This is a genomic window from Seonamhaeicola sp. S2-3, from assembly GCF_001971785.1.
Lineage (GTDB): Bacteria > Bacteroidota > Bacteroidia > Flavobacteriales > Flavobacteriaceae > Seonamhaeicola.
Window position 1 is genome coordinate 2,951,941 of sequence record NZ_CP019389.1, and the last position, 25,829, is coordinate 2,977,769.

Genomic DNA, 25,829 nt, shown 5'->3' on the forward strand with positions numbered 1-25,829 from the left:
ATAATTTAAAGTACAAAGAAAATTATTTTTCTCTTTAGACCCAACTTTTGAGATTGATCCATGATTATGGTAAAGCTATTTCTAGTTATAGTTTAGGTAATATATATTGTCTCATGCATGAATTTACCAATGCTAAAACTAGCTATTTAGAAATGTTAGAGGCAGCAAAAAACTCTAAAGATATGAGTTTAATTGCCAAAGCTTACTTAAGTCTAGGTGAGTTTGAAAAAGAAGTAGGCGCTTCAGAAACAGCATTACATCATTTAGAAAAAGCCTTGGCATATATTTCAACTAGTAATTATCTAGGAATGAATGAATATGATAAAATACAATTTGAATCTATTTTATTAAAATCTAGAATTAACCTTTGTGAATTATATCTTAATAAATCAGAATTAGATAAAGCTTTAATGAACTTATTAAAATTAGGTAAAATAATTGATACTAATAAAAAATTAAAAACCTCATATTTAAGTGAATTTAATTATCTATATGGTGTTTATTTTTTGGAAAAGGAACTTTACAATAATGCTCAAAATAAATTTAAAGAAGCACTTAAAATTTTAAAGAAAATAAAATCGAAAAATCACGAAAAAATAAACCAACAATTTGTTAAGGTTTATGATAAATTAGCAGAGGCTTATGCCAAATCTGGAAAGAATGAAGAGGCTTATTTAGCTTTGTTAGAACATAATAAATACAACAATAAATTCATTAATGATAAAAGAATTAGTTACGAAGCTATTACTAAATCTAAATTTCTTATAGAAGATTACAAGAATAACGTACAATTAGCAGAAAAAGAAAAAGCCCTTCTTGTACAAAAAGCAGATAAAATTCAATCTACAAATTTTGTAATAACAATGGTGCTAATATTATTAGCTATTACAGTAATTTTATTAATAAGAGCTTATAGAGCAAAAAGAAAACTAAATAAAGTTTTAGGAGAGCAAAATAATATTTTAGAATATGCTAAAAACGAAGCAATAAAATCATCTGAATTAAAATCTAATTTTATATCTAATGTTACACATGAGCTAAGAACACCTCTTTATGGTGTAGTTGGTATTACCTCACTATTACTTAAAAACAACAATTTAAGTGCCAGTGACAATAAAATGTTAGAATCTTTAAAATACTCTGGAGACTATCTTTTAAATTTAATAAATGAAGTTTTACAATTTGGCAAAATAGAATCTAAAAAATTAGAGTTAAAAAATGTAACCATTAACTTAAGAGAGTTAATAAAAAATAATGTTAATTCCTTTAATTATAAGTTGCAAGAAACAAATAATAAAATAGTTACTACCATTGATGATAATGTACCTAAATATATTAAGTGTGATGGTGTTAGGCTATCTCAAGTATTAATTAACTTAATAGGTAACAGTATTAAATTTACAGAAAGCAGCTATATTTACGTACGTGTTAAGACTTTAAATTTAAGTAATGATAGCGTAAGGTTACATTTTGAAATTCAAGATGAAGGTAAAGGAATTCCTAAAGATAAATTCAATACTATTTTTGAAGAATTTCAACAATTAGATGAAGAGAGTAATACTAATTACAAAGGAACTGGTTTAGGGCTTTCCATAACTAAAAAAATAATTGAACTTTTTGGTAGCGAAATTGTACTACAAAGTGAAGTAGGTGTTGGAACCACCATTAGTTTTGATTTAAATTTAGAAATTGATAATGAGAAAAAGTCAGAAGAAGATGCAGAAGAAGTGGTTGGTAAATTAGTTAATCTAAAACAAAAGCATAAGATTTTAATTGCCGAAGACAATAAAATAAACCAAATAGTAACTAAAAACTTATTGATTAAACAAAATTACGTATGTAAAGTGGTTGAAAATGGGTTAGAAGCCATAAAAGTTATTGAAAATGAAAATTTTGATTTGATTTTGATGGATATTAATATGCCTATTATGAATGGTGTTGAAGCAACAAAAATTATTAGAGAAAAGGATGATAACATACCCGTAATTGCACTTACTGCCGCAGATATTGATTATGTTAAAGAGAATTATAATAACATAGGGTTTACGGGAATATTAACCAAACCATTTGATAATAATGAACTTTTTCAAATGATTCAGGCAAGTATTCAAAATAGTAAAAAATATAATAATGTATTAGAAAATGTTTCTTAAATCACAGTTTTCTACTAATAGTTAAACCATCTCTAATAGGTAAAATTACAGTCTCTAACCTAGAGTCTTCCTTTAGTAATTTATTATATTCAAGTAAAGCTTTAGTAGCTGTATCATTGGGTTTTAGCTCTTCAATTACTTTGCCGCTCCAAAGCACATTGTCAGATAAAATAATGCCTCCAAGGTTTAGTTTATCAATAATAATATTATAATAATTGGGGTAATTATCTTTATCAGCATCAATAAAAATTAAATCAAATGTTTTATCAAGCTTGGGTATAATATCTAAAGCATTTCCTAAATGCTGAATAATTTGATTTCCATAATCAGATTTATCAAAATATTTTCTTTGAAAATCAACCAATTCTTCATTCACATCAATAGTATGTAAAACCCCGTTTTTTTGCATGCCTTCAGCTAAACACAAAGCAGAATACCCTGTGTAAGTGCCAATTTCTAAAATATTTTTAGGATTAACCAATTTAGAAATCATGCTTAACAAACGCCCTTGATAATGACCACTTAACATACGTGGTTGCAAAATTTTTTGGTACGTTTCTCGGGTTAATTGTTGTAATAACTCTGGTTCGTTTTCAGAGTGAGCTACAACATAAGCGTCTAATTCTTCAGGTAAAAAATGCATTAAGATAAAATTCTATTTATTAGTTTTTCTTTAGCGGTTTCATTCTCTCCACAAAGCCATTGTATTACATTATCTTCCCAAATAGCGTCATATTCTTCTTGGTTTAAAATATTTCTTTTCATTGCCAAATCTAAAATTTTCCCAGGGTAAGATGATTGTTTGTCACTTTCCATTTCGCCTAAAGGGTAGGGGTCATCTAGTCCCATAAGTACCTGTTTAGCGCCATGGTTTTTTATTAATAATTCTAACCCACCTGTATCATGTACTAAGGTGTCAAAGAAAATATTTTTATGCCCAACAGCTTTTCTTGGATGGTGTTTGCCTTCAAATAAATCGGGTCTGCCATCAAACCCTTGAATGCGTCTTCCTAAGTTAATTTGTGCTAGTTGTCCGCCATGAGCAAAACAAGTGCGCATATTAGGGTATTTTTCTTGATAGCCGTTTAATGTTAAAAAATGATAGGCATCAGCACATTGCGCTAACATCCAAATTAAATGAAATCGCCACGCAGTATTTTCTAGCTTAATAAATTTTTCACCATCATAGGGGTGAATTTCTACTGCTAAATTATACTTGTTAGCCAATTCAAAAAGCGGTTCATTTTCTTCATCATAAATACAACGCCATGTTCCAATGGTGTCCATATAATGTGTTGGTAAGCATAATAGTTGTAAACCATGTTCTTCTACACAGCGTTCAATTTCCCAACAAGCACTTCTTACAAAACCAGGATGGACCACAAAACCACAAGTAAATTTACTGGGGTAATTATGCTGTATTTTCGCATTAAAGTCGTTTTGAAAGCGTAAGGCTTTTTTCATTTCTTCAACGCGTAAACCATTACCGTAAAGTTGCGAAAGATTAAGTACTACAGCATGGTCTATTTTATTACGCTCCATCCATTCTAGTTTTTCGTGTAAAAAGAATGATGAATCTGTTACAGGTCTGCTCCAATCTTTTTGAAGCATATATTTTCTGTCTTTATCAACCCAAAAAATTCCTTTTTCACGCATATAATCGGGTATTTCCTCTGGGTAAGGAAGCAAATGCGAATGACCGTTTATTCTAAGTTTTTTTTTCATTAAACTATTCTAAACTTTCTTAGGAGGCGCCATTATAGTACCACATTTTTTGCAAGTTCGTTTTTTTTCGCTGCTGTAAAATTTATCAAAAATCACGGGCATATCGGTTTCTATATCGTCTAATTTAAATTTCTTACGGTATAATAAATTGTCACAGTTTTCGCAATACCACTCTAAGGCATCTTTCATTTTTTTAGACCTCGGATATTCTATTACTAATCCAACGGTATTGGCACTACGTTGTGGCGAATGAGGTACTTTGGCAGGTAGCAAATAAATATCACCTTCTTTAATATGAACATCTTCGGGTTTACCGTTGTTCATTATTTTTAGCACCATATTACCTTCTATTTGATAGAAAAATTCTGGAGTTTCATTATAATGGTAATCTTTTCTATTATTGGGGCCACCAACTACCATAACAATATATTCGCCGTCTTTCCACACACATTTGTTACCTACTGGCGGTTTTAATAAGTGGCGGTTTTCATCAATCCAAGCTTTAAAATTTATAGGAGAAACTAATTTACTTTTACTCATAATTTTTATGTGTTTTGGGCGTGCCCTTTCAGGTCAGGCTTTCGGTAGTCGCTTTTTTGTTCTAAAACAAAAAGAGCTTCAACAATACCTCAATCCTTCACGCAAATATTTACTATGTTTAAAGTTACAAACTTTTTGTTCGTCCACCATCAACAGGTATGTTAATTCCGTTAATATAGCCAGCGCAATCACTAGCTAAAAACACTACAGCATTGGCTACTTCTTCTGGTTTAGCAAACCGCTTTGCTGGGGTGTAATTTTTCATTATTTCAGCCATTTCATCAGGTGTTTTTTCTTCAATAGTGGCTTTAATTTTAATAATTTCATGGAGTCTTTCAGTTTCTGTAAAGCCAGGTAAAACATTATTTACTGTTATGCCAAAGGGTGCTACTTCAATAGATAAGGTTTTACTCCAATTACCCACGGCACCTCTAATGGTATTGCTAACTCCTAGCATAGGAATGGGTTCTTTAACAGAGGTAGAAATAATATTAATAATTCTACCAAACTGTTCTTTTTTCATAAAAGGAATGGTAGCTTGTGCTAATACATGATTGCATTTAATGTGCATAGTAAAGGCGTTTTCAAACTCATCTAAACTAGCATTTAAAATATCGCCACTTCTTGGGCCGCCTGTGTTGTTTACAACAATATGAAATCCGTAGTTTTTATCAATAAACTTTATAACCTGTTCCTGTAATTCTCTAGGTTTAGAAAAATCAGCAACTATATAACTATGATTTCTGTGTTGCGGTAATTCAGCTAAAACAGCTTTTAATTTTTCTCTATTTCTAGCAACAAGAGTTACATTAACACCTTCTTGAGCTAATGCAATAGCAGTAGCTTTACCAATACCTTGTGTGCTACCACATACTAGGGCATTTTTGTTATTTAAGTTTAAATTCATAGTATTTTATTTAAGTCCAGCTATTCTGTCGTCTTCAAGAATGGCTTCGGTTTCTTTTTTTACTTTTTCTAAAATAATGTTTATGTCGTCTTTTATAGAAATACTATTATCAGCTAACATGTTTAAAATGGCTTTATCTTGTGCACGTCCTTTTAGCATTGCCTCTCTATAACCTGTGTTTTCATTAAAAGTTACTAAACTATATTTTGATGCGTAATCTTTTGGAAATTCCTTTTCTAAAGCCATTTCTATTTTGCGTTTTTCTTGAAATATAGGATTAGCAACATGATCTTTCATTTCATGAAAATTGTCTATAGCTAAATCTGCAATGGCATCGGTGTCTTTTTTTCTGGCGCTTTCGTAGGCTTTAAAAATAGTTTCCCAATTGTTTTTATGTTGATCTAAAATTGTATCTAACACAACCACATCTTCAAAGGCAGCATTCATGCCTTGACCATAAAAAGGCACAATGGCGTGGGCTGCATCACCCATTAAAAGGGTATTGCCTTTGTAGTGCCAAGGCGAACATTTTATGGTACCCAAAGGCGCTGTTGGATTGGTGAAAAAATCATCTAACAAATTGGGCATTACCGCTAATGCATCTGGAAACTCTTTTTGAAAAAACTCTAAAACCTTAGCTTCAGTTGTTAGATTGCTAAAATTATATTCACCTTCATCATAACTTAAAAATAAGGTAACCGTAAAACTACCATCTAAATTTGGCAGAGCAATGAGCATAAAACTACCACGAGGCCAAATATGAAGTGCGTTTTTATGAATTTTATATCCGCCATTTAACTTAGGTAAAATACTGAGTTCTTTGTATCCATGTGTTAAATAGTTTTGAGAAAAACTAAACAAGAATTTTTTACCCAAATAGTAACTTTTACGCATTACAGAACCCGCACCGTCTGTGGCAATAATTACATCGGCATCTTCAATAAACTCATTTTTTGTTTGATAATCTTTAAAAAGAGCTGTTGTTTTTTCAAAGTTTACCGATTTACACTTTTTATTGAAATAAATGTTTACATTTTCATGTTTTTCGGCTTCATTTAAAAGGAGCGCGTTTAAATCGCTTCTAGAAATGGAGTTGATGTATTCATGATCTCTACCGCTGTAATTTGATTGAAAGGTGTTGCCATGAATATCGTGAATCATCCGCCCATCCATGGGGATACAAAGTTGTTTTACTTTGCTTTCTAAACCAACAAGCTTCATGGCTTTATTACCACGGTTAGAAAATGCTAAATTTATAGATCTACCTGCAGAAATATCAACTTTTCTAAGGTCTGGACGTTTTTCAAAAACGGTAACATTAAAACCACGTTGCCCTAAACGTAAGGCTAATAAGGAGCCACATAAACCAGCGCCTATAATGAGTATGTTTTGTTTTTTATGCATTTAAAATAGCTTTCAATCGTTCAACTAAATAATAAACATCTTTAAAAGAATTATATAAAGGAACTGGAGCACAACGGATGACATCGGGTTCTCGCCAATCACTTATTACACCAGCTTTGGTTAATTTGTTGTGTAATGTTTTATCGGCTTTTTTAACCTGAATAGATAATTGGCAACCGCGTTCATTGGGGTTTTTTGGTGTTATAATTTTTATAACATCTTCACCCAAATTTTTTAGTAAAAATTCTAAGTATCCTGTTAATTTTTTAGATTTTTCCACAAGTTTATCAAACCCTACTTCATCAAATAAATCTAACGATGCTTTTATGGCTGCCATTGATAAAATAGGAGGGTTGCTTAATTGCCAACCTTCGGCACCTGGAAGTTGGTCAAATTCATCTCGCATATTAAAACGTGTGTTTTTGTTATGGCTCCACCAACCTGTAAAACGGTTTAAATCTTTTTTATAAGCATGTTTTTCATGTACAAAGCATCCGGCTAAACTTCCGGGGCCCGCATTTAAATATTTATAGGTACACCAAACGGCAAAATCTGCTCCAGAATCATGTAAGTTAAGTTTAACGTTGCCAGCACCATGAGCACAATCAAACCCTACCATACAACCATGTTTATGCCCAAGTTCTGTAATGCGTTTTAAATTGAAAAACTGACCAGTATAATAATTAACACCACCAATCATTATTAGGGCTATTTCGTTACCATGTTGGTTTAAAATGTTTTCTAAATCTTCATAGCGAAGAAGTTCTTCATTTTTTCTAGGTTTCCATAAAATAAGTCCTTCTTTATCATCAAACCCGTGATGGCGTAATTGTGACTCTACGGCGTATTTATCAGAAGGAAACGCATCACTTTCAATAAGAATTTTGTAACGTGTTTTTGTGGGTTTGTAAAATGAGACCATCATAAAATGAAGGTTGGCAGTAAGGGTATTCATTACCACCACTTCAATGGGTTTTGCTCCAACCACTTTAGCCATACTTTTGGTTAAAAACTCATGGTATGATAGCCACGGATTTTTAGCTTCAAAATGCCCTTCAACACCTAAATTAGCCCAATCTTCAAGCTCTTGATTTACATAGGCTTTAGTTTGTTTGGGTTGAAGCCCTAAAGAGTTGCCTGTCATGTAAATAAATTCATTTCCTTCTTTGTCTTTTGGAAGATAAAATTTATTTCTAAAATGCGCTAAGGAATCATTTTGGTCTAGTTTTAAAGCATAATCAAGACCTAATTTATAAGTAGACAAGGTTTTTTAGTTTTCGGTTTCTAACAAAAATAAGCAATATAAATTTAGAAAGAAACAGTACAAAATACAAATGAAAAAGCGCATCAACCATTGATTGATACGCTTTGATATATATAGACGCTAATGCGGAAAAATTATGTTATACTTTATATACGTGATTAGTCGGTATTTAGATGTTAACCTTACAGCTAAAAGTAAAATTATTTTAAATTAATTTTAATATGTGTAAGTTTAGCAACTTGCTTACCGTCAGGGGTTTTATGGTTTTGTGCAATTTTAATACCATTAAAGTTTTGGTAATTTTCAAAAGAGTTAATTAATGAAGGTTCTTTAGTGTTTCCTCTTCTAAAAATCCATTCTTTAATAATATAATCATCATCAAAAAAAATATCGTATGCATCACCAGGGGTGTAGCCACCATTGTTAGGGTAGGTTATTGTTATTTTGTTCATTAATGTTTTGCTTATGGGGGCTGTTTCTTTTGCCATTTCAGATACCGAAGCCGTTTTGTCCCATACTAGTTGAAACGGAATTAAAAGCCAGAATTTATCATTTATAAAGGCGCGGTCTGCTTTTAAAGATGTGCTATCTAATGCTGATTGGTTATAGCTTATAGTGTCTTCTTTTGTAGTTAAAATGATGTCATTGGTTTTTACAGACCATTTCCAACTTCTTTTTTCACCAAAAGTGAATGAAATATTGGTAACCTTATCCCAATTTTCAAACCCATGGGCATTGGCAATTTTTTGAGTAACGGTTGGTTCCTTTTGACAAGAAAAGCCTAAAAGCAATAATATAAAAGCAAAACATAAGTTTTTCATAATTTAGAATTTCTGTAAATATATAATTAACATGAGTAATACCGAACATTATTTTAAAACTAACAAGGCTACTTGGAATGAAAAAGTTAAAGTACACGCCAAAAGTGAGATGTATGATTTAGGTGATTTGTTTAACGTGTTAAATACGGCAATTAGCAGGCAAAATAAAGATTAATTTTTACCATAAAACAAGCTAAATATCAAAATTTGGGTTTATGCACAAGCTCTACTATTTACTATATACGTTGCTCTACGTTAGCTTTTCATTTAATATTTTCCAAATTTGGTCAAAATCATCACTCCATTCATTTTTCAAAAATTTATTTAATAACAGTTTTCTTATCTTATGATATTTGTATAAACTAATTATTTCATTTGGTGGTTCTCTCCATATATTGAAAATCACATCAGATCCTTTAAAATGAGATAAAAGTTTTTTATAAATTATCTCAGATTTTTCAATAGTTTCATACACATTGATTAACCGTAAATCGTATTCAATTGTATCTTTATTTTTATCTAAATGAGCATATCGATTATTTCTTAAGGTTTTTACCTTTTTAAGATTACGTTCAATTAAATCATCTATTTGAAACTCTATTTGGCTCAAATCAGCTTGAGTCATTTGTTTTTTCCATTCAATTTTATTGATATTGGATTTTGCAAAATTTATAGTCTTTTTTAAGCTAAAATGCTCCTTTGGATTCAATATCTTATGAATGTCCAAGACTAAAAGTTTTACTGAATTAAAATATGTTCTATAAAGAAATTTTGATTTATCTACAGCAATTTTAAAATATTCTTTTTCTGTATTTGATAAATGTTGAATATCACTTTTTAATATTTCCAATTCCACTAAAAGCTTGTAAGTTTCGCTCAATTTTTTTTCAAATATGGAATTCGGATTTTTCATTTTTTAGATTGGGAATAATTTTAAGAATATGTGTCGTTTCAACAACTCAAATCCATTGTCAAGCTAATATAGCGAAAATCCTACAAAAAAAATAAATTTAATGAGCTTCTTTAAGTAATTCTTTAGGGAATTTAGACTTAAACTTATTTAAACGTGGTATTGATGTGCCTTGAATATAAGGGTGGTTAGGGTGTAAGCGTTCAAAATTTTGATGGTAATCTTCGGCTACCCAAAACTTTTGAAACGGATATACTTCAGCAGCTATTTTAGCATTTAATTTTTTAGCTAAAGCCGCTTTCTTTTTTAAAATAATTTGTTTTTGTGCTTCGTTTTGGTAAAAAATAATAGAACGGTATTGAGAACCATGATCTGGACCTTGACCATTTACCTGTGTTGGGTTTTGTGATGCAAAATAAACATCAACTAAAGTTTCAAAACTTACAATATTGGGGTCGTAAATAATTTCAACAGTTTCTGCATGCCCTGTGCGCCCTGTATTGCTGGCTTCATAGGTAGGGTAATCTGTATGTCCGCCTGCGTAACCAGATATTGATTCATCTACACCTTTAACACTTTCATAAATAGCCTCTACACACCAAAAGCAGCCACTAGCAAAATAAGCTCTGGCTTTTCCGTTTTGTATAGGAACTTCAACAGGTTTAGCCTTAATAACGCTTTCTTGCTTTTGATTTGTTTGTGCATTGTTTTTGCAATTAAAACATAAAGTGATAACTAAAAGGGCTATTAAGGTTTTCATAATTTTTTTTATTTAAGACGTTAAAACTTTGTAACCTTAACAATTTATTGCAAAAAAAAAATCATTACTCAGGTAAAGGTTTGAAATTGTATATTGATACCTTCTAAAACAAATTGATAGATAATCAACCAATTACAAAGATAAAAATAACAAGAATTTTTAATTTACAAACGTTATAACTGCAAACGGCGCAATCAATTAACAAAACAATTTATAGAAGCCCATAATAACAAAAGACTTCATTTGAGTCTTAACTAGAAAACCCCTAACTTTATACACAAAAAACAGAGAAAGAAACTTCTCTAGTTAAATTAAATTTTATTAAAACTGTCAACCTATTTTTAGGCCGACTCAATCTATTATAAATTAAAATATTTTTGGGCGTTACCTTTCAGGTCGGGCTTTCCGCGTTACATGGTAACTTGCTGCAATCCCTAACGCAAAGACACAACTTAAACGTTACATGCAATTACAGTATTCATTTATAATTCCGGTATATAACAGACCTGACGAAATTAAAGAACTTCTACAAAGCTTTAAGGAACTTAAAACCAATACACCTTTTGAAATTGTTATTGTAGAAGATGGCTCATCAATTACTTCAAAAAAAGTGGTAGAGCTATTTAATGAACAACTTAACATTTCATATTATTTTAAAGAAAATTCAGGTCCGGGAGATTCACGTAATTACGGTATGCAAAAAGCAAAGGGCAATTACTTTATTATACTAGATAGCGATGTTATTTTACCCAAAAACTACCTTACAGCGGTAGAAAAAAGTTTGTCAGAAAACTATGTAGATTGCTTTGGCGGACCGGACGCAGCTCATGAATCTTTTTCCAATCTTCAAAAAGCTATAAACTTCTCTATGACTTCATTTATCACTACTGGTGGTATAAGAGGAAACAAAAATAGTGTAAATACCTTTCAACCTAGAAGTTTTAATATGGGTATTTCAAAAAAGGCGTTTAATGCTTCAAAAGGTTTTGGGTACATTCACCCCGGTGAAGATCCCGATTTGTCTATTAGACTTTGGAATTTAGGTTTTAAAACCAAACTCATTCCAGAGGCTAAAGTGTATCATAAACGCAGAATTTCATGGTCTAAATTTTATACTCAAGTTAATAAATTTGGACTAGTAAGACCCATTTTAAACAAATGGCATCCTTCAACTAAAAAAATAACATATTGGTTTCCAACTATGTTTTGTATTGGTTTTGTGTTGGCTTTAGTGCTCTTTTTGTTCAATTTTAAAGGGGGCTTTTATTTATATTTATTGTACTTTGTATTAGCTTTTGTATTGGCTTTAATAAATACAAAAAGTTTAATAGTTTCTGTACAGGCTATAGTGGCAATTTGCATTCAATTTGTAGGGTATGGGTATGGGTTTTTAAAATCTACTTGGGCTGTTGGTGTATTAAATAAAGATCCAGAAACGTATTTCCCTAAATTGTTTTTTAAACGGTAATGATAAAAAAAATAAAATCAGAAATATCAGCATCCATTAAGAATAAAAGAATAAATGTTTTTCTATTATTCTTGTTGTTTTCGTTTGTAATTTTAATTTTTTCTAAGTTATCAAAAGATTATACCAATACAATTGCATTTAAAATAGATAAAGTAAATGTTCCTAAAGAACAAGTTATTTTAAATGATTCTGCAACGTTAGATATAACACTTAAAACACATGGTTTTAAATGGCTTAATTATTATTTTAAAAAACCTAAAGTAACTATTGATTTTTCTAAAGATGTAACCAAAAAGGACTCAAGATACATATACAATAAATCTAAAGCTTATTTAAATAATACCCAATTTGACAAACAAGTTGAAATATTAAGCATATCTCCAGACACACTAATTTTTAGATATGATGTTAATATGGTAAAAAAAGTTCCTGTTAAGTTAAAAGGTAATATAAAATTTAGTGCAGGTTATAATACTAATAATCCAATTTTGTTAGAACCAGACTCTATTACCGTAATAGGTCCGCATGTTTTGGTTTCTAAAATAGAATATTTAGAAACTAAAGAAATTGTATTAAATGATATTAGAACTAATTTAAATGAGAAAGTGCCAATACAACTGCCAGACAACAGTTTAGATTTAAAATTTTCTAATACCTCTGTAAACTTAAAAGCAACAGTAGAAAAATTCACAGAAGGTACTTTAAAAATACCTGTTAAGATTATTAATATTCCAAAGGGTGTTAAGTTAAAATATTTTCCTAAAGAGGTTAACGTATCATATTATGTGAGCCTAAATAACTTTAGTACTATAAAGGTTAATGACTTTAATGTGGTTTGTGATTATGCAAAAATAACAAGTAACCAATCGGTTTTGGTTCCAGAATTAGTTTCATATCCAAGCATAGTTAAAAATGCCAAAATCAATCAGCATCAAATAGAATTTATAATTACAAAATGATTATTGTAGGGTTAACAGGAGGCATAGGAAGCGGTAAAACTACAATTGCTAAACATTTTAAAAGTTTAGGAGTTCCAGTTTATATTGCCGATGAAGAAGCTAAAAAGCTAATGAACAAGTCTAAAGTTATTAAACGAAAACTTATTCAGCTTTTTGGAGCGCAAGCTTACATTAATGGTAAACTCAATAAGCCTTTTATTGCTAATATTATTTTTAATGATAAGTTGTATTTACAAAAAATGAATGCCATTGTGCACCCTAGAGTTGCTAGACATTTTGAAAAGTGGACTTTAAAACAAGAAGCACCATATGTAATTAAAGAAGTAGCTATCTTGTTTGAGAACGGAGGGCATAAACAATGTGATTTTGTTATAACCGTAACAGCCCCAAAAGAAATAAGAGTAAAAAGGCTTTTAAAAAGAGACAATACTACTAAAGAAAAAATAGAAGCCATCATGAAAAATCAATGGACTGATGCAGAAAAAATAAAACTATCAGATTTTGTTGTAGAAAACATTAAACTACAAAACGCACTAAATCAAGCGGATAGTATTCATAAAAAACTTTTAAAAAAAATTGCCTAACTTAAGATTTTAACATTTTTGTTAAGGTAAGGTTAAAACATAGGTAAGCTAAATGTTAAAATGTTAATTTTGATTGATGAGTAAAAGAAAATTTATCCTATTGGTAATTTTAATGAGTCTATCTTTAATAGGGATAATTTTCGTTCAAGCGTATTTTATAAACGATTCTGTTAAAAATGAAAAAGAACGTTTTAATTTTAATGTAAATAATGCGCTTTATTATGTTTCTAATACCATAGAAACTAATGAGCTTGATGAAAAATTTGAAACTTACCAAAAATTAATTTCTCAAGAAAATGAAGTTGATTCAACGGCAGTTTCGCAATTATTTATTTATCAAGAAAACAATAATACAAAAGAAGCGCTTATTTATAGAAGTGGAGTTTTAGAAGAAAACTATAAATTAACTTCGTCGCTCTTTGACATCGGTTTAGATAGTGTTGCAATTCAAAGAATTACGGGAACATCAAATTTAGAAGTTTATAAAGGAGATGACTTGATAAGTGATAAAGATTTAAGTAAAAGTAAAAATCCTATTATAAACATTATGAATAGTGGTAGGATTAAAGAAGCTGAAAAAAATTACTTTGAAAAGAATTTTAAAGCTTGGGCAAAAACCATTCCTATTCATAAAAGGGTTTCAAAAGAAGTTATAGAAGACATGTTGTCTAAAAAACTAAAAGAAGATAACATTGATTTAGACTTTGAATTTGCCATTTACGGAAACGGTTTAGCAACCAAAGTACAGAGTGAAAACTTTGAAAATAATGAAGAGTCTACATTTAAAGTACCTGTGTTTTATGATGAAAACAATCAAAGTCAATATAAACTTTTAGTAAATTTCCCTAATGATAAAAGTTTTATTTTATCATCTATTATTGGCATGATTTTGCTATCAATAGTGTTTACGTCAATTATAGTAATAGCATACTCAAGTGCATTGTACCAGCTTATAAAACAGCGTAAGATATCTGAAATAAAAACAGATTTCATTAATAATATGACACATGAGTTTAAAACACCTATAGCCACCATTAATTTGGCTTTAGATGCTATAAGAAATCCTGCAATAATTGATGATAAAGACAAAGTAAAACGTTATCTTTTAATGATTAAAGAAGAAAACAAGCGTATGCACGCTCAAGTTGAAAACGTTTTAAGAATATCTAAACTAGAAAAAAATGAACTAAATATTAGTAAAGACAGGGTAAGGTTACATGATTTAATAGAAGATGCTATTACGCATGTACAACTTATTGTAGAAGACAGACAAGGTTATATAAAAACCTTTTTAGATGCTAGTAAATCATCAGTCTTAGCAAATGAAACCCACTTTACCAATGTTATAGTTAACATACTGGATAATGCTATTAAGTATTCTCCAGATGCACCAAAAATAGAAGTATATACAGAAAATGTTGGTACCAACATTTTACTAAAAATAAAAGATCATGGTAGCGGTATGAGTAAAGCAGCTGCCAAACGTGTGTTCGAAAAATTTTACAGAGAACACACCGGAAATATACATAACGTAAAAGGTCATGGATTAGGTTTAGCTTACGTTAAACGTATTGTAGATGATCATCAAGGTTATGTTTCAGTAGAAAGTGAAAAAGGAAAAGGAAGCACTTTTATAATTAAGCTTCCCTTAATATCATAAAAATGGAAGAACAAAAAAAACGAATTTTATTAGTAGAAGACGACCCTAACTTCGGAACCGTTCTTAAAGACTATTTAATGATGAATGACTATGAGGTAACTCATGCAAAGAACGGAATGGAAGGTTTTGAGAAATTTAAAAAAGACGATTTCGATTTGTGTATTCTAGATGTAATGATGCCCTATAAAGATGGTTTTACATTGGCTAAAGAAATTAGAGAGAAAAATACCGATGTACCTATAATATTTTTAACCGCTAAGACAATGAAAGAAGATGTTTTAAAAGGGTATAAAGTAGGTGCAGATGACTATTTAAACAAGCCTTTTGATAGCGAAGTACTTTTAATGAAAATAAAAGCAATCATACAACGTAAAGCCACAGAAACCATTTCTGATAGTAAACAATTTGAGTTTAAAATAGGTAAATTTCATTTAAACTCTAAACTACGTTTCTTACGTTTTAATGGTGGCGAACCCGTTAAATTATCGCCTAAAGAAAATGAATTGTTACGTTTGTTAGCATTACATGAAAACGACTTAATGCCACGAGAATTAGCATTAACAAAAATTTGGAGAGACGATAATTATTTCACATCGCGTAGTATGGATGTATACATTGCCAAATTACGTAAGTACCTAAAACTTGACGAAAAAGTAGAAATACTTAACATTCATGGTGAAGGTTTTAGGCTTGTTGTAAACGAATAATAGTAAAATTCAGTTTAATATATATAATCCAACAACACAGTTTTCTTAGTGTTGTTGGATTTTTTTATTTCATTTTTAAGTTTGGTTTTAACATTAAACTAAGTAGTGATGTTTTGGTTAAATTAAGAAATTGTAGTTAAGTATTTTATTATGTTTTAACCATATATTTCTTTAATCAAACCCATCAAAAATGCTACTTTTACAAAAAACTAATAGCATGAACAGCAGACAAGACCAATTACAAGCTTTTGATAGATTGTTAACTATAATGGATGAATTACGAGTGCAATGTCCGTGGGATAAAAAACAAACCATGGAAACACTAAGGCATCTTACCATAGAAGAGACTTATGAGCTTGGAGACGCTATTTTAGATAATAATTTAGAAGAGGTAAAGAAAGAATTAGGAGATGTGTTACTGCACATAGTATTTTATTCTAAAATTGGTAGTGAAACTAATGATTTTGATATAGCCGATGTTTGCAATCAAATTTGTGAAAAACTTATAAGTAGGCATCCGCATATTTATGGCAATGTTGATGTTGAAAATGAAGACGATGTAAAACGCAACTGGGAAAATTTAAAATTAAAAGAAGGAAATAAAAGTGTACTTCAAGGAGTACCTAAAAGTTTACCAGCTTTGGTTAAAGCTAACCGTATTCAAGAAAAAGTAGCAGGTGTAGGTTTTGATTGGGAAAAACCAGAACAAGTTTGGGAAAAAGTTCAGGAAGAATTACAAGAATTTCAGCACGAAATTAAGTTAGGAAATAAAGACGCTATGGAAAGTGAATTTGGAGATGTTATGTTCTCTATGGTTAATTATGCCCGATTTTTAAATATAAACCCAGAAAACGCGTTAGAGCGTACTAACAAAAAATTCTCTAAACGCTTTCAATATTTAGAAGAAAAAGCCAAATCTTTAAACAAGCCATTAAAAGATATGACGCTTGCTGAAATGGATGTGTTTTGGGAAGAAGCCAAGAAACTTTAATGCTAGTTAAACACACATAATAAGGGTGCCTAATACCCAAAAAATTAATTTAAAACCATCTTAACATTACTAATTTGCTATTAGAGGCTTGTTTTTGTAGTTTTGCAGCATGGTAAAAGGAATTAATGAAAATCGAAATAACAGAATCTTCAACTTTAATTTTCTAGTTTTTAGAAATCAGTCAGATAAATTCATTCCTCCTGCATTATAAATTGCAATATTCATTTATACTAACGTAACTTTTATTTGCTTAAGATATTAAGCAAAATCATACCATTTAGTTTTGTAAACCTTTCTATTGGGTCTATTCGTTTTATAGACTTAATCATAATCCTATTTATATAATGATTATAAAAACCTTTGATGCCTTTTCAAGGCTATCAATAATTGATATTAATAGTATCACAAACTTTATATACGATAATTCTGGAACATTTAAAGATTCTAAAAGTGCCATACTAAAGTCTATTAAGTATGCAGCTAAAGAACTACCTGGTTTAGGCGGTTACGTGTTTGTTATGGAAGATAGAAATGAAATTCTAGGAGCTGTTGTAGTAAACAGAACCGGTATGAATGAATACCTCTCAGAAAACATATTAGTGTATTTAGCTGTAAAAAAAGGTTTTAGAAAAAAAGGAATTGCCAAAAAACTAATTAAACATACCATAAAGTATTGTAAAGGAGATATAGCAATACATATTAATAAAGACAATCCTGTAATAGGCTTATTTGAAAATCAAGGTTTTAAAGCAAGAAATATAGAAATGCGATTAGAGCGATAATCAAATTAAACAACATGAAAATTTTAAAAGTAAAAAGAAAAACAACTTACGAAAAAAGATACACAGTAAAAATGGGAGAATTAACTACAAAGGTTACCTACATAAAAAAGTACTTTTTGGGTTTACCCATAAAAACATTACATAAATACAGAGAAACATACTATGGAGAAGTTAAAGATTGTAATGATATCATGCTATTCATCTAAATATAAATCAAACTAAATAAAACACATGAAAGTACTAGTAATTGGCGCAGGTAATATGGGACTTACCTATGCAGAAGGAATGTCTAAATCAAAACTTTTAAAAAAGAAAAATATAATGGTTTTAGATAAGTCTGAAGAAAAACTAGAAGTATTAAACAAAATTGCACATTTTGATGCATTTGATGCTTTAGAAGACTGCGTACCCGAAGCTGATATAATATTTATAGCAGTAAAACCTTATCATGCCGAAGAGGTATTTAAAGCCATTAAAGGGTTAGTAAAACCACAGCAAATTATTATTTCAATTATGGCAGGAGTATCTATTTCAAGAATTAACGAGATAACTGGCTTAAAAAAAATTGTTAGAGCAATGCCAAATTTACCAGCAAAAATAGGCAAGGGGTTAACCTCTTATGTAGCGTCTAATGATGTGTCTCGAATAGAACTACTAACAGTAGAAAGCCTCTTAGATACCACAGGAAAGTCTATAAAAGTATCTAATGAGGAGCTAATAGATGCATCAACAGGTATTTCTGGTAGCGGACCAGCTTATGTGTTTTATTTTATGCAAAGCATGATGGAGGCGGCACTACAAATGGGATTTTCAAAAAACGATTCTACTGTTTTAGTAAGTCAAACTTTTACAGGTGCTGTAGAACTATTTAATCAGTCTAATTTATCACCAAATTCTTGGATGGAGCGTGTGGCATCAAAAGGTGGTACAACACGGGCGGCATTAGATTCTATGGACGATAATAACCTAAATGAATTAATAAAAGAAGCTGCTTTTGCTGCATTTAATCGTGCAATTGAATTAGGAAAAGAATATTAAAATGTATAAAGAAAAAATAGTTATTAAAGTTGGTACTAATGTAATGACCAACAAAGACAACCGAATTGTTAGACCTGTTTTAAATGGTTTAGTTAGGCAAATAGCAGCACTTTATGAACGTGATATTATGACAATTTTAGTGTCTTCGGGTTCTGTTATAGCAGGTAAAGAAGTTTTAGGAAAATCTAAAATAGAAGATAAAACACAAAGACGTCAGGTTTATTCAGCTATTGGTCAACCCCGAATGATGCGACTTTATTATAATATTTTTCATGATTATGGAATGAAATGTGCCCAAGTTTTACCAACAAAAAGAGATTTTAGCCCCGGAATTCATAGACAAAATATGATTAATTGTTGCGAAGGTTTACTAGCAGAAGGTGTTATTCCTATTGCTAATGAAGATGATGCTGTTTCTGTAACTATGTCTATGTTTTCAGATAACGATGAATTAGCTAGTTTAATAGCGCAACTTATAAATGCTGATAAACTTATTATTTTAACTGATATAGACGGTGTTTACACTGGTCATCCAGAAGAAGAAGATAGTAATTTAATAAAGAATGTTGAACCAAATGAAGATTTAGATAAATACATTAAAGAAAGTAATAAAGCTGAAGGCGAAGGTAGAGGAGGTATGGGCTCTAAATTAGATTATGCACAACAAACGGCAGCAAATAACATCCCTACTTTTATAGCAAATGGAAAAGAAGAAAATACTATAATAGATATTATTGAAGGTAAATCTGTAGGAACTAAAGTGTCTTTTTAAACCTAACACACTTGGTGAGATAATACCACAAAAATTAAAGAGCTTTTAATAAAGCTCTTTAATTTTTTGTAGTTTAATTTTCCAAAGTTTTAAAGATTCTTTGTGAGCTTTTATATTGTTACGTACTTCTTTTACTAAAGGGTTATCATCATCAACATTAGTAAAAAACTGTAAATTATTTTCAAGTTGATTTATTTCGCCTTTAACTTCGTCTATCTTTTTTCTAATAAAAGCACGTTCATTGTCTAAGTTTCTGGTATCTTCAGGATTGTTAAGAGTGTCAAGTTTGTTTTCAAACTTAATCATTTCTATTTCATTTTTATCCATATCTAAACCAGAAAGTAATGTATCAATGGTTTTTTCAAATTTACCTTCAATGTAGCGTTTATCATTAGGTACTCTACCTAAAGATTTCCATTGGTTAATTTGGTCTTTTATGGTTTTAATATTTTCCTCTTTATCGCCTTTAAGTTTTATTGTTTTTAAATTGTTAAGAAGTTCGCTCTTTTTATTAAAAGCTTCAATGTTTTCTTTATTGGCGGCATTTCTGGTAGCGTGTAATCTATCAAAATAATGATTGCAGGCATTTTTAAATTGTTTCCAAATTTTGTCGCTATCTTTTCTAGGTACATGACCAATTTTTTTCCAATCGCTTTGAATTTTTTTCATCAAAGGGGTTATGGTTTCAAAATCGTCACTATCTTTATTATCTTCAGCTACCTTAATTAAATCGAGTTTTTTCTGAAGATTGGTATATTGTTCTTTCTTTAAATTTTTATAAAAGGCATTCTTTTTTCTATTAAATTTTCTAACAGATTCTTTGAATTTAGCCCAAGTACTTTCATTAACTTTAATGGGTACTTTGCCTGCGTTAAAGAAATCATTTCTTAAGCTTTCAACTTCTTTAATTTTCTTTTGCCAAGCATTGTGAGTATTAGCATCTTCTTGGTTGGTTATTGCTTCAATTTTAGCAATAATTTCAAGCTTTTTTTCAAGGTTTTTTTCGTAAACTTTATCAAGTTCTTTAAAGTATGCTTGACGCTTATCATTAATTATTTTGGTGGCCGCTTTAAATTTTTCCCAGATAACTTCTCTGTGTTCTTTTGCAACCGGACCAAGCTCTTCTTTCCACATTTTGTGTAACTCCTGAAGTTCTCTAAAGGCACGCAATACATTGTCGTCTTTTGCCAATTCTTCGGCTCGCTCAATAATTTTTAGTTTCTTGTCAAGGTTATGTTTAAAATCTAGATCGCGTAAATCTCTGTTTAAATGCAGAAAATCATAAAAACGTTCTACATGATGGTGATAACTATTCCAAGCATTGTTGTATTTATCTCTAGGAATAGGTCCTGTGTTACGCCATTCTTCTTGAAGTTCTTTAAAATGCTTGTAGGTGGTATTTATATTTTCTTCAACGTTAATTAAACCTTTTAACTCTTCAATAATTTTAAGTTTTTTGGCTAAATTATCTTTGAGAGTTTTTTCTATATTTTGATAATGTTCGTTAAGTTTTTTACGATAATTTCTATAAGCTTCTTTGTATCTTTTTTGAACGGGAGATGCGTAGTAAAAGTCTATTTCATGGCCCCCATTATTTATAAATTCCTCTTTCTTTTCATCTACTAAAGCTTGAAATTTAGTTTTAAAAACACCATTAATTTTATCGACGTGTGATTTAATGGCTTGAACTTTTTCATTTTTTAGAAGTTTTTCTAACTCTATAGCTAAAGCTTCTAAAGACATAGAATCATAGTCTTTTACTTCAATGGTATGGCGCTCTTTGTTGCCTTCATCTTCAGCGTCTTCTGCATTAGATTCTTCTATTTCATTGATAACTTCATCGTCTGATTTATCTGTAGATTCGAAACTTTTTTCTTCTTTATCAGACTCAATATTAGTTTTATCAACCACTTGATTATCTGAAACGTCAGCTTCAGGGGTTGGTTTTTCATCTGTTTGTGCTTCAGAAGATTCTAACGATTTATTAGTATCTAAATCACTAGCGTTTACGTTTAAATTACTTTTATCAGTGTTTTCTGTGTTCTGCAGTTTGTTATTATCATCAGACATTTTATAAAAATGTTAAGGTTCAAAAAAAATTGTTAAGTTTCTAAAGATACTAACAACTAAATTGATTTACAAAGTTTAGAATGCCGATTTAATGTTTGTGAATAATTTTTTGTTTTTATTGTTGCGTTTTAAGCTAAAATATTTGAATTATTTGGGCATAATTAAAACGTATATTTTATTTTAAATTCCAGATAGCCCAAGCTTTTTCGGCTTGTAATTCTAACATTTTTAAACCATTAATAGTGGTAGCACCTTTTTCTTTACCATGTTTTAAAAAAGTAGATTCTTCTGGGTTGTAAATCAAATCAAATAAAATGTGTTTGTTAGTTATTCCGTTGTACGGAATGTTAGGGCATTCTTCAATATTAGGAAAAGTACCTAAAGGAGTGCAATTTATTATTACTGTATTATTTTTAATATCCTCTGTTGTTAGTGTTTGATAGGTAAAACCAACACCTTGAGATTGTTTTCTTGATACATACTGAAAACTTATTCCTAGCTTTTTTAAGCTGTAAGCAATGGCTTTACTAGCACCTCCTGTTCCTAAAATTAAGGCTTTTTTATGATGCGATTTCAGGTGAGGCTCAATAGATTTTTTAAATCCATAATAATCTGTGTTATAGCCAACTAATTTTCCCTTTTTTGTTACTTTAATTGTGTTTACAGCACCTATTTTGGCAGCTTTTTTATTTATTTTATCTAGAAAAGGTATAACTACTTCTTTATAAGGAATAGTTACATTCATGCCTTTTAAATTTTTAGTGTTTTTTATAATTGAAGGAAACAAATCTATAGATTCAATATCAAAATTCTCATAAGTTGTATTGGTTATTTGTTCTTTTTCAAACTTAGATTTAAAGTAAGTTCTTGAAAATGAATAAGCAATGTTTTTTCCTAAAAGTCCTAATTTATTCATTGTTTAATTTTTCTTGTTTTTTGTCCGTACCATTCTAATGCCAGTACAATAAATATACCTATTAAAATAAAGCCTATAGCTAAAAAAGTATCGCCTTCTAATTTGGGTAGAAATCTTTGGTAGTTTTCTACAATTTTTTCACCACTAGAATCAAAAACAAAAGAACCGTCTGAGTTAGTTTGAAAAACAGTTCTTTTCCAAGGCCATACTACCCCTAAAGAGCCTATAATAAAACCAGTTAACAGTGAAAGTGTAATGTTTCTAAAGTGTTTTAAAACATAATTTAATATATGAGAAAATGTTACTAAACCAGTTACAGAGCCTAAAGTAAATACGGCTAAAACCTTTAGCATTCTAATTCTTTCTGCGTTATCAATAAATGAAAAATCGCCAGATATCACGTCAAAAATAGTATCGTATAATGCATTAACAGAGTCTACCAAAAGTAATACATAATTTCCCATTAAGATTAAGATAAATGAGCCGGAAAAACCAGGTAGAGTCATACCAGAAACGCTTATCATTCCGCAGAAAAAAACAAAAAGGAGATTGTCATTCTCTTTTGCTGGGGCTAAAAAACTAATGCTAACTCCTATAATAATGCCTATTGCAAGCGCAATATATGCTTTAGTACACCATCCTTCAAAATCTTTACTTATGTAATAAATAGATCCAATTATCATCCCGAAGAACACGCTCCAAACATATAACTCATAATGAAGTATGAGGTAGTCTAATAATTTAGAAACACTAAAGTAGCTAATAATCATTCCAGAAAACAAAAGACTAATAAACACTCCATTTATGTACCGAAAAAAGCTTTTAAAGCGTCCGTTTATTAAAAGTTTAAAAGCTTTGCCATTAAATTTTTGGAGCGAATAAATAAATTCTTCATAAAAACCTGCAACAAAAGCTACTACACCTCCGGATACACCTGGAACTTTATTAGCAGCTCCCATACCTAGTCCTTTTAAAACTAGAAAAATTTTATCTGTAAATGTTCTAGTACCTTGCATTACTGTTTTTTAGATCCAAGTTTTTCAAGAATAAAAATAGTTGCAAATCCTATAATCATTAAAACTATGGCTAAGGCTAATTGGTTATTTCCTTCAAAAGAAAATGGAGAAATACTTTTTTCTAAGAAAGCAATTTGTTCTCCTTTTGAATTGGTTCTAAACGATAAGGTTTCTTTCCAAGGCCAAATTTTGTTTAATGAACCAATAATAAAGCCAGTTAAAATAGCTAATGTAAGATTATGATAGTTTTTAAACAACCATTTTAAAAGTTTAGAAAAAGAAAGCAACCCAACTACAGCACCAATGCCAACAATTAAAATTGTTTTGTAATCTTTGTTGTTTAGGGCTTCTAAAACAGGTTGGTATGCTCCTAATAAAACCAAGATAAAAGCTCCAGATATGCCGGGTAAAATCATAGCACAAATAGCTAAAGCGCCCGCTAAAAACATAAACCAGTAACCAGAACTAGATGCGCTTAACGAAGGAATAGATGTGATATAATAAGCTACAAATGCTCCAACAATTAAACCTATTATTGTGATGAGTCGCCATTTTTTTATTTGTTTTCCAATAAAAATAATACTAGCTAAAACCAGACCAAAAAAGAAAGACCAAATTAATATTGGGTGGTTATGTATAGCCCACTCTAAACCTTTAGCAAGAGATAAAACACTAATACCAATACCTATAAAAAGGGCTAATAAGAAATTGCCATTTAATTGGTTCCAAGTAGATTTTAATCCATCATTTTTTAGGGTTTTAAATAAAGAGAAGCTAATGTTGTTAAGTGAAGTTATTAGTTCTTCATAAATGCCAGAAATAAAAGCTATAGTTCCGCCAGATACACCAGGTACCACATCGGCAGCTCCCATGGCTAATCCTTTTAGAGATATTACAAAATAATCAATAAAACGTCTTTGCATAGTTTAATCTTTTTGCACAAAAATCAAAGGTATGCAATTTAAGTCAACGTTTTAAACTATAAGTTTTGTTTTAGCAGGTTTTTTACAAGTATTTTATTAGAAATTGAAGGGAATAACTCTTCTAAAATAAAAGAAAACTCACCGTTATGACTGATAGCATTTTTTAGGTGAAATTCTCCTTTTCTTATTTCATTTTTTAGAAAAAATAAACCAGCCAATCTAAATTCTAATTCGGCATTTTCTGGATAAAATTCAATGGCTTGTTCAAAATTTTTAATGGCAGCCTCTGGTTCTCCTAATTTAATAAGTAAATCGCCTCTTGATAGCCAAGTATTTAATTCGTAATTACCAAGATCTAAAGCTTTTTTAAAACCTCTTTCGGCCTCTTCATATAAGTTTAGCCTTTGGTTTATTTGGGCATATAGTTTCCAGTAATTTACGTTTTCAGAATCAATATTTATAGCTTTATTAATGTAGTATAATGCCTTTTGGTAATTTCTATTTTTGTTGTAAAATTTAGTAATGGCAATCCAGCCTTTGTCTAAAAGTGGGTCTTCATGTACTGTTTTGTAATAGTATTGTACGGCTAGTTCTTTGTTGTTTAATTTTTCATAACAGGCGCCAATTCGTAATAGGGCAAATGACGTTGGGTCATCTAATTTTAAAGAAATGCTATAGCTTTCAATAGCATCTTCATATCGTTTTAAAGCTTCTAAAACTTTTCCTTTTTCTAGGTAGGCGCCTACAAAAGTGTCATCGGATATAATGGCAAAATCAAATGCAGCAAGGGCTTTTTGATAATTTTTTAAAAGCATGTATTGTTTTCCTAATTGATGCCATGCAACTTCACAATAAGGGTTTTTATCTAAGAATGCATTTAAGTATGAAATAGCCTCTTCATTTTGGTTTAAAAACTCAAAGCAGTAAATAACATTATAAAGTGCAGAATAATCTTGAAGATCTGCTTCTAAACATTTCATGAAATAATTTTTGGCATTTTCATATTCATCAAGAAAAAGATATTCCATTCCTATTAAAGAGTACAAATCAACTACATCATCGGTTAATTCTAAGGCTCTTTTTAGTACATCAATAGCTTGTTGATGTTCATCTCTTTTAGATAGCACATTGGCTTTTTGAATGTAGATTTCTTCGTTTTTGGGATCTAGACTATAAAGTTCATTAAGTAAATTATCAGCCTCTATTAGTTTGTCTTCAAAAACAAAAACTTCCACTTTAAAAAGTTTTAAGTTAATAGAGGAGGGATGTTGATCTAGCCCCAGTTTAATGGCTTTTTTGGCGAGTGCAATTTTTCCTTGATTAAGATAATAATGGATGATGTTTTCGAATTCTTCAGAATCGAAGAACAAAATATGATTTGTTTTTAACATCGATTCAAACTTAGTGAGAGGTAAATTGTTGTTGTCGTTATGACTAAACTCCATAAGCACATTTGTAA

General features: G+C 30.2%; 26 protein-coding genes. 12 read left to right on the forward strand and 14 right to left on the reverse strand.

Annotation, left to right across the window (positions count from 1 at the left end; genetic code table 11):
* Window positions 1–47: 47 nt before the first annotated feature.
* Window positions 48–2,153, forward strand: coding sequence for a response regulator (locus BWZ22_RS12835; RefSeq protein WP_157607967.1), 2,106 nt, complete (start codon window positions 48–50; stop codon window positions 2,151–2,153).
* Window position 2,154: 1 nt separating this feature from the next.
* Here the strand turns inward: BWZ22_RS12835 and BWZ22_RS12840 are convergent, their stop codons facing one another.
* The 7 genes from BWZ22_RS12840 to BWZ22_RS12870 all read right to left on the reverse strand — a co-directional run bounded on the left by BWZ22_RS12840 (window position 2,155) and on the right by BWZ22_RS12870 (window position 8,814).
* On the reverse strand, window positions 2,155–2,796 hold the full coding sequence (locus BWZ22_RS12840) for an O-methyltransferase (RefSeq protein ID WP_076700575.1): 642 nt from the start codon (window positions 2,794–2,796) through the stop codon (window positions 2,155–2,157).
* A complete protein-coding gene (locus tag BWZ22_RS12845; RefSeq protein ID WP_076700576.1) occupies window positions 2,796–3,878 on the reverse strand; it encodes an amidohydrolase family protein in 1,083 nt (360 codons plus the stop codon). Before BWZ22_RS12845 ends, BWZ22_RS12840 begins: the two co-directional genes overlap by 1 nt.
* Window positions 3,879–3,887: 9 nt before the next feature.
* Window positions 3,888–4,418 carry a 3-hydroxyanthranilate 3,4-dioxygenase gene (locus BWZ22_RS12850; protein WP_076700579.1) on the reverse strand — a complete coding sequence of 177 codons (531 nt, stop codon included), beginning with the start codon at window positions 4,416–4,418 and terminating at the stop codon, window positions 3,888–3,890.
* A 124-nt stretch (window positions 4,419–4,542) separates the two neighbouring features.
* Window positions 4,543–5,325: an SDR family oxidoreductase gene (locus tag BWZ22_RS12855; protein WP_076700581.1), complete on the reverse strand. Its 783-nt coding sequence runs from the start codon at window positions 5,323–5,325 to the stop codon at window positions 4,543–4,545.
* Between the two features lie 6 nt (window positions 5,326–5,331).
* Window positions 5,332–6,729, reverse strand: coding sequence for an NAD(P)/FAD-dependent oxidoreductase (locus BWZ22_RS12860; protein ID WP_076700584.1), 1,398 nt, complete (start codon window positions 6,727–6,729; stop codon window positions 5,332–5,334).
* Window positions 6,722–7,993, reverse strand: a complete 1,272-nt coding sequence (gene kynU / locus BWZ22_RS12865; RefSeq protein ID WP_076700587.1) for a kynureninase — start codon at window positions 7,991–7,993, stop codon at window positions 6,722–6,724. Before kynU ends, BWZ22_RS12860 begins: the two co-directional genes overlap by 8 nt.
* 200 nt (window positions 7,994–8,193) lie before the next feature.
* A complete protein-coding gene (locus BWZ22_RS12870; RefSeq protein WP_076700589.1) occupies window positions 8,194–8,814 on the reverse strand; it encodes a hypothetical protein in 621 nt (206 codons plus the stop codon).
* A gap of 31 nt (window positions 8,815–8,845) precedes the next feature.
* Between BWZ22_RS12870 and BWZ22_RS16805 the strand changes: the two genes are divergently transcribed.
* On the forward strand, window positions 8,846–8,989 hold the full coding sequence (locus BWZ22_RS16805; protein WP_198027616.1) for a hypothetical protein: 144 nt from the start codon (window positions 8,846–8,848) through the stop codon (window positions 8,987–8,989).
* A 75-nt stretch (window positions 8,990–9,064) separates the two neighbouring features.
* Here the strand turns inward: BWZ22_RS16805 and BWZ22_RS12875 are convergent, their stop codons facing one another.
* Both BWZ22_RS12875 and msrA read right to left on the reverse strand, forming a co-directional pair.
* On the reverse strand, window positions 9,065–9,727 hold the full coding sequence (locus tag BWZ22_RS12875; protein ID WP_076700591.1) for a hypothetical protein: 663 nt from the start codon (window positions 9,725–9,727) through the stop codon (window positions 9,065–9,067).
* Window positions 9,728–9,824: 97 nt separating this feature from the next.
* Window positions 9,825–10,484 carry a peptide-methionine (S)-S-oxide reductase MsrA gene (gene msrA / locus BWZ22_RS12880; RefSeq protein WP_076700593.1) on the reverse strand — a complete coding sequence of 220 codons (660 nt, stop codon included), beginning with the start codon at window positions 10,482–10,484 and terminating at the stop codon, window positions 9,825–9,827.
* Window positions 10,485–10,947: 463 nt separating this feature from the next.
* On the opposite strand from msrA, the gene BWZ22_RS12885 reads away from it, so the two are divergent.
* The 10 genes from BWZ22_RS12885 to proB all read left to right on the forward strand — a co-directional run bounded on the left by BWZ22_RS12885 (window position 10,948) and on the right by proB (window position 19,445).
* Window positions 10,948–11,952 carry a glycosyltransferase family 2 protein gene (locus BWZ22_RS12885; protein ID WP_076700596.1) on the forward strand — a complete coding sequence of 335 codons (1,005 nt, stop codon included), beginning with the start codon at window positions 10,948–10,950 and terminating at the stop codon, window positions 11,950–11,952.
* Window positions 11,952–12,911: a CdaR family protein gene (locus tag BWZ22_RS12890; RefSeq protein WP_232225169.1), complete on the forward strand. Its 960-nt coding sequence runs from the start codon at window positions 11,952–11,954 to the stop codon at window positions 12,909–12,911. The genes BWZ22_RS12885 and BWZ22_RS12890 overlap by 1 nt, the downstream gene beginning before the upstream one ends.
* A complete protein-coding gene (coaE, locus tag BWZ22_RS12895) occupies window positions 12,908–13,495 on the forward strand; it encodes a dephospho-CoA kinase (RefSeq protein ID WP_076700597.1) in 588 nt (195 codons plus the stop codon). The genes BWZ22_RS12890 and coaE overlap by 4 nt, the downstream gene beginning before the upstream one ends.
* 76 nt (window positions 13,496–13,571) lie before the next feature.
* The gene (locus tag BWZ22_RS12900; protein WP_076700600.1) at window positions 13,572–15,155 is read left to right on the forward strand and encodes a sensor histidine kinase KdpD; all 1,584 of its coding nucleotides are present in this window, start codon (window positions 13,572–13,574) and stop codon (window positions 15,153–15,155) included.
* A 2-nt stretch (window positions 15,156–15,157) separates the two neighbouring features.
* Window positions 15,158–15,862 (forward strand): response regulator transcription factor, encoded by a 705-nt coding sequence (locus tag BWZ22_RS12905; RefSeq protein WP_076700602.1) that lies wholly within the window; start codon window positions 15,158–15,160, stop codon window positions 15,860–15,862.
* A 217-nt stretch (window positions 15,863–16,079) separates the two neighbouring features.
* Window positions 16,080–16,853: a nucleoside triphosphate pyrophosphohydrolase gene (gene mazG / locus BWZ22_RS12910; protein WP_076700604.1), complete on the forward strand. Its 774-nt coding sequence runs from the start codon at window positions 16,080–16,082 to the stop codon at window positions 16,851–16,853.
* A 344-nt stretch (window positions 16,854–17,197) separates the two neighbouring features.
* Complete coding sequence (locus tag BWZ22_RS12915) at window positions 17,198–17,635, forward strand: GNAT family N-acetyltransferase (RefSeq protein WP_076700606.1); 438 nt, start codon at window positions 17,198–17,200, stop codon at window positions 17,633–17,635.
* 14 nt (window positions 17,636–17,649) lie between these two features.
* The gene (locus BWZ22_RS12920; RefSeq protein WP_076700608.1) at window positions 17,650–17,841 is read left to right on the forward strand and encodes a hypothetical protein; all 192 of its coding nucleotides are present in this window, start codon (window positions 17,650–17,652) and stop codon (window positions 17,839–17,841) included.
* 25 nt (window positions 17,842–17,866) lie between these two features.
* On the forward strand, window positions 17,867–18,673 hold the full coding sequence (proC, locus tag BWZ22_RS12925; RefSeq protein WP_076700610.1) for a pyrroline-5-carboxylate reductase: 807 nt from the start codon (window positions 17,867–17,869) through the stop codon (window positions 18,671–18,673).
* A 1-nt stretch (window position 18,674) separates the two neighbouring features.
* Window positions 18,675–19,445: a glutamate 5-kinase gene (proB, locus tag BWZ22_RS12930; RefSeq protein WP_076700613.1), complete on the forward strand. Its 771-nt coding sequence runs from the start codon at window positions 18,675–18,677 to the stop codon at window positions 19,443–19,445.
* 45 nt (window positions 19,446–19,490) lie between these two features.
* Here proB and BWZ22_RS12935 read toward each other — a convergent pair whose 3' ends face one another.
* The 5 genes from BWZ22_RS12935 to BWZ22_RS12955 all read right to left on the reverse strand — a co-directional run bounded on the left by BWZ22_RS12935 (window position 19,491) and on the right by BWZ22_RS12955 (window position 25,815).
* Window positions 19,491–21,515, reverse strand: a complete 2,025-nt coding sequence (locus BWZ22_RS12935) for a DUF349 domain-containing protein (protein WP_076700614.1) — start codon at window positions 21,513–21,515, stop codon at window positions 19,491–19,493.
* 175 nt (window positions 21,516–21,690) lie between these two features.
* A complete protein-coding gene (locus BWZ22_RS12940) occupies window positions 21,691–22,431 on the reverse strand; it encodes a shikimate dehydrogenase (protein ID WP_076700617.1) in 741 nt (246 codons plus the stop codon).
* Window positions 22,428–23,447, reverse strand: coding sequence for a DUF368 domain-containing protein (locus BWZ22_RS12945; protein ID WP_076700619.1), 1,020 nt, complete (start codon window positions 23,445–23,447; stop codon window positions 22,428–22,430). Before BWZ22_RS12945 ends, BWZ22_RS12940 begins: the two co-directional genes overlap by 4 nt.
* Window positions 23,447–24,370, reverse strand: a complete 924-nt coding sequence (locus BWZ22_RS12950) for a DUF368 domain-containing protein (RefSeq protein WP_076700621.1) — start codon at window positions 24,368–24,370, stop codon at window positions 23,447–23,449. Before BWZ22_RS12950 ends, BWZ22_RS12945 begins: the two co-directional genes overlap by 1 nt.
* 56 nt (window positions 24,371–24,426) lie before the next feature.
* Window positions 24,427–25,815, reverse strand: coding sequence for a lipopolysaccharide assembly protein LapB (locus BWZ22_RS12955; protein WP_076700623.1), 1,389 nt, complete (start codon window positions 25,813–25,815; stop codon window positions 24,427–24,429).
* Between the last annotated feature and the right edge of the window lie 14 nt (window positions 25,816–25,829).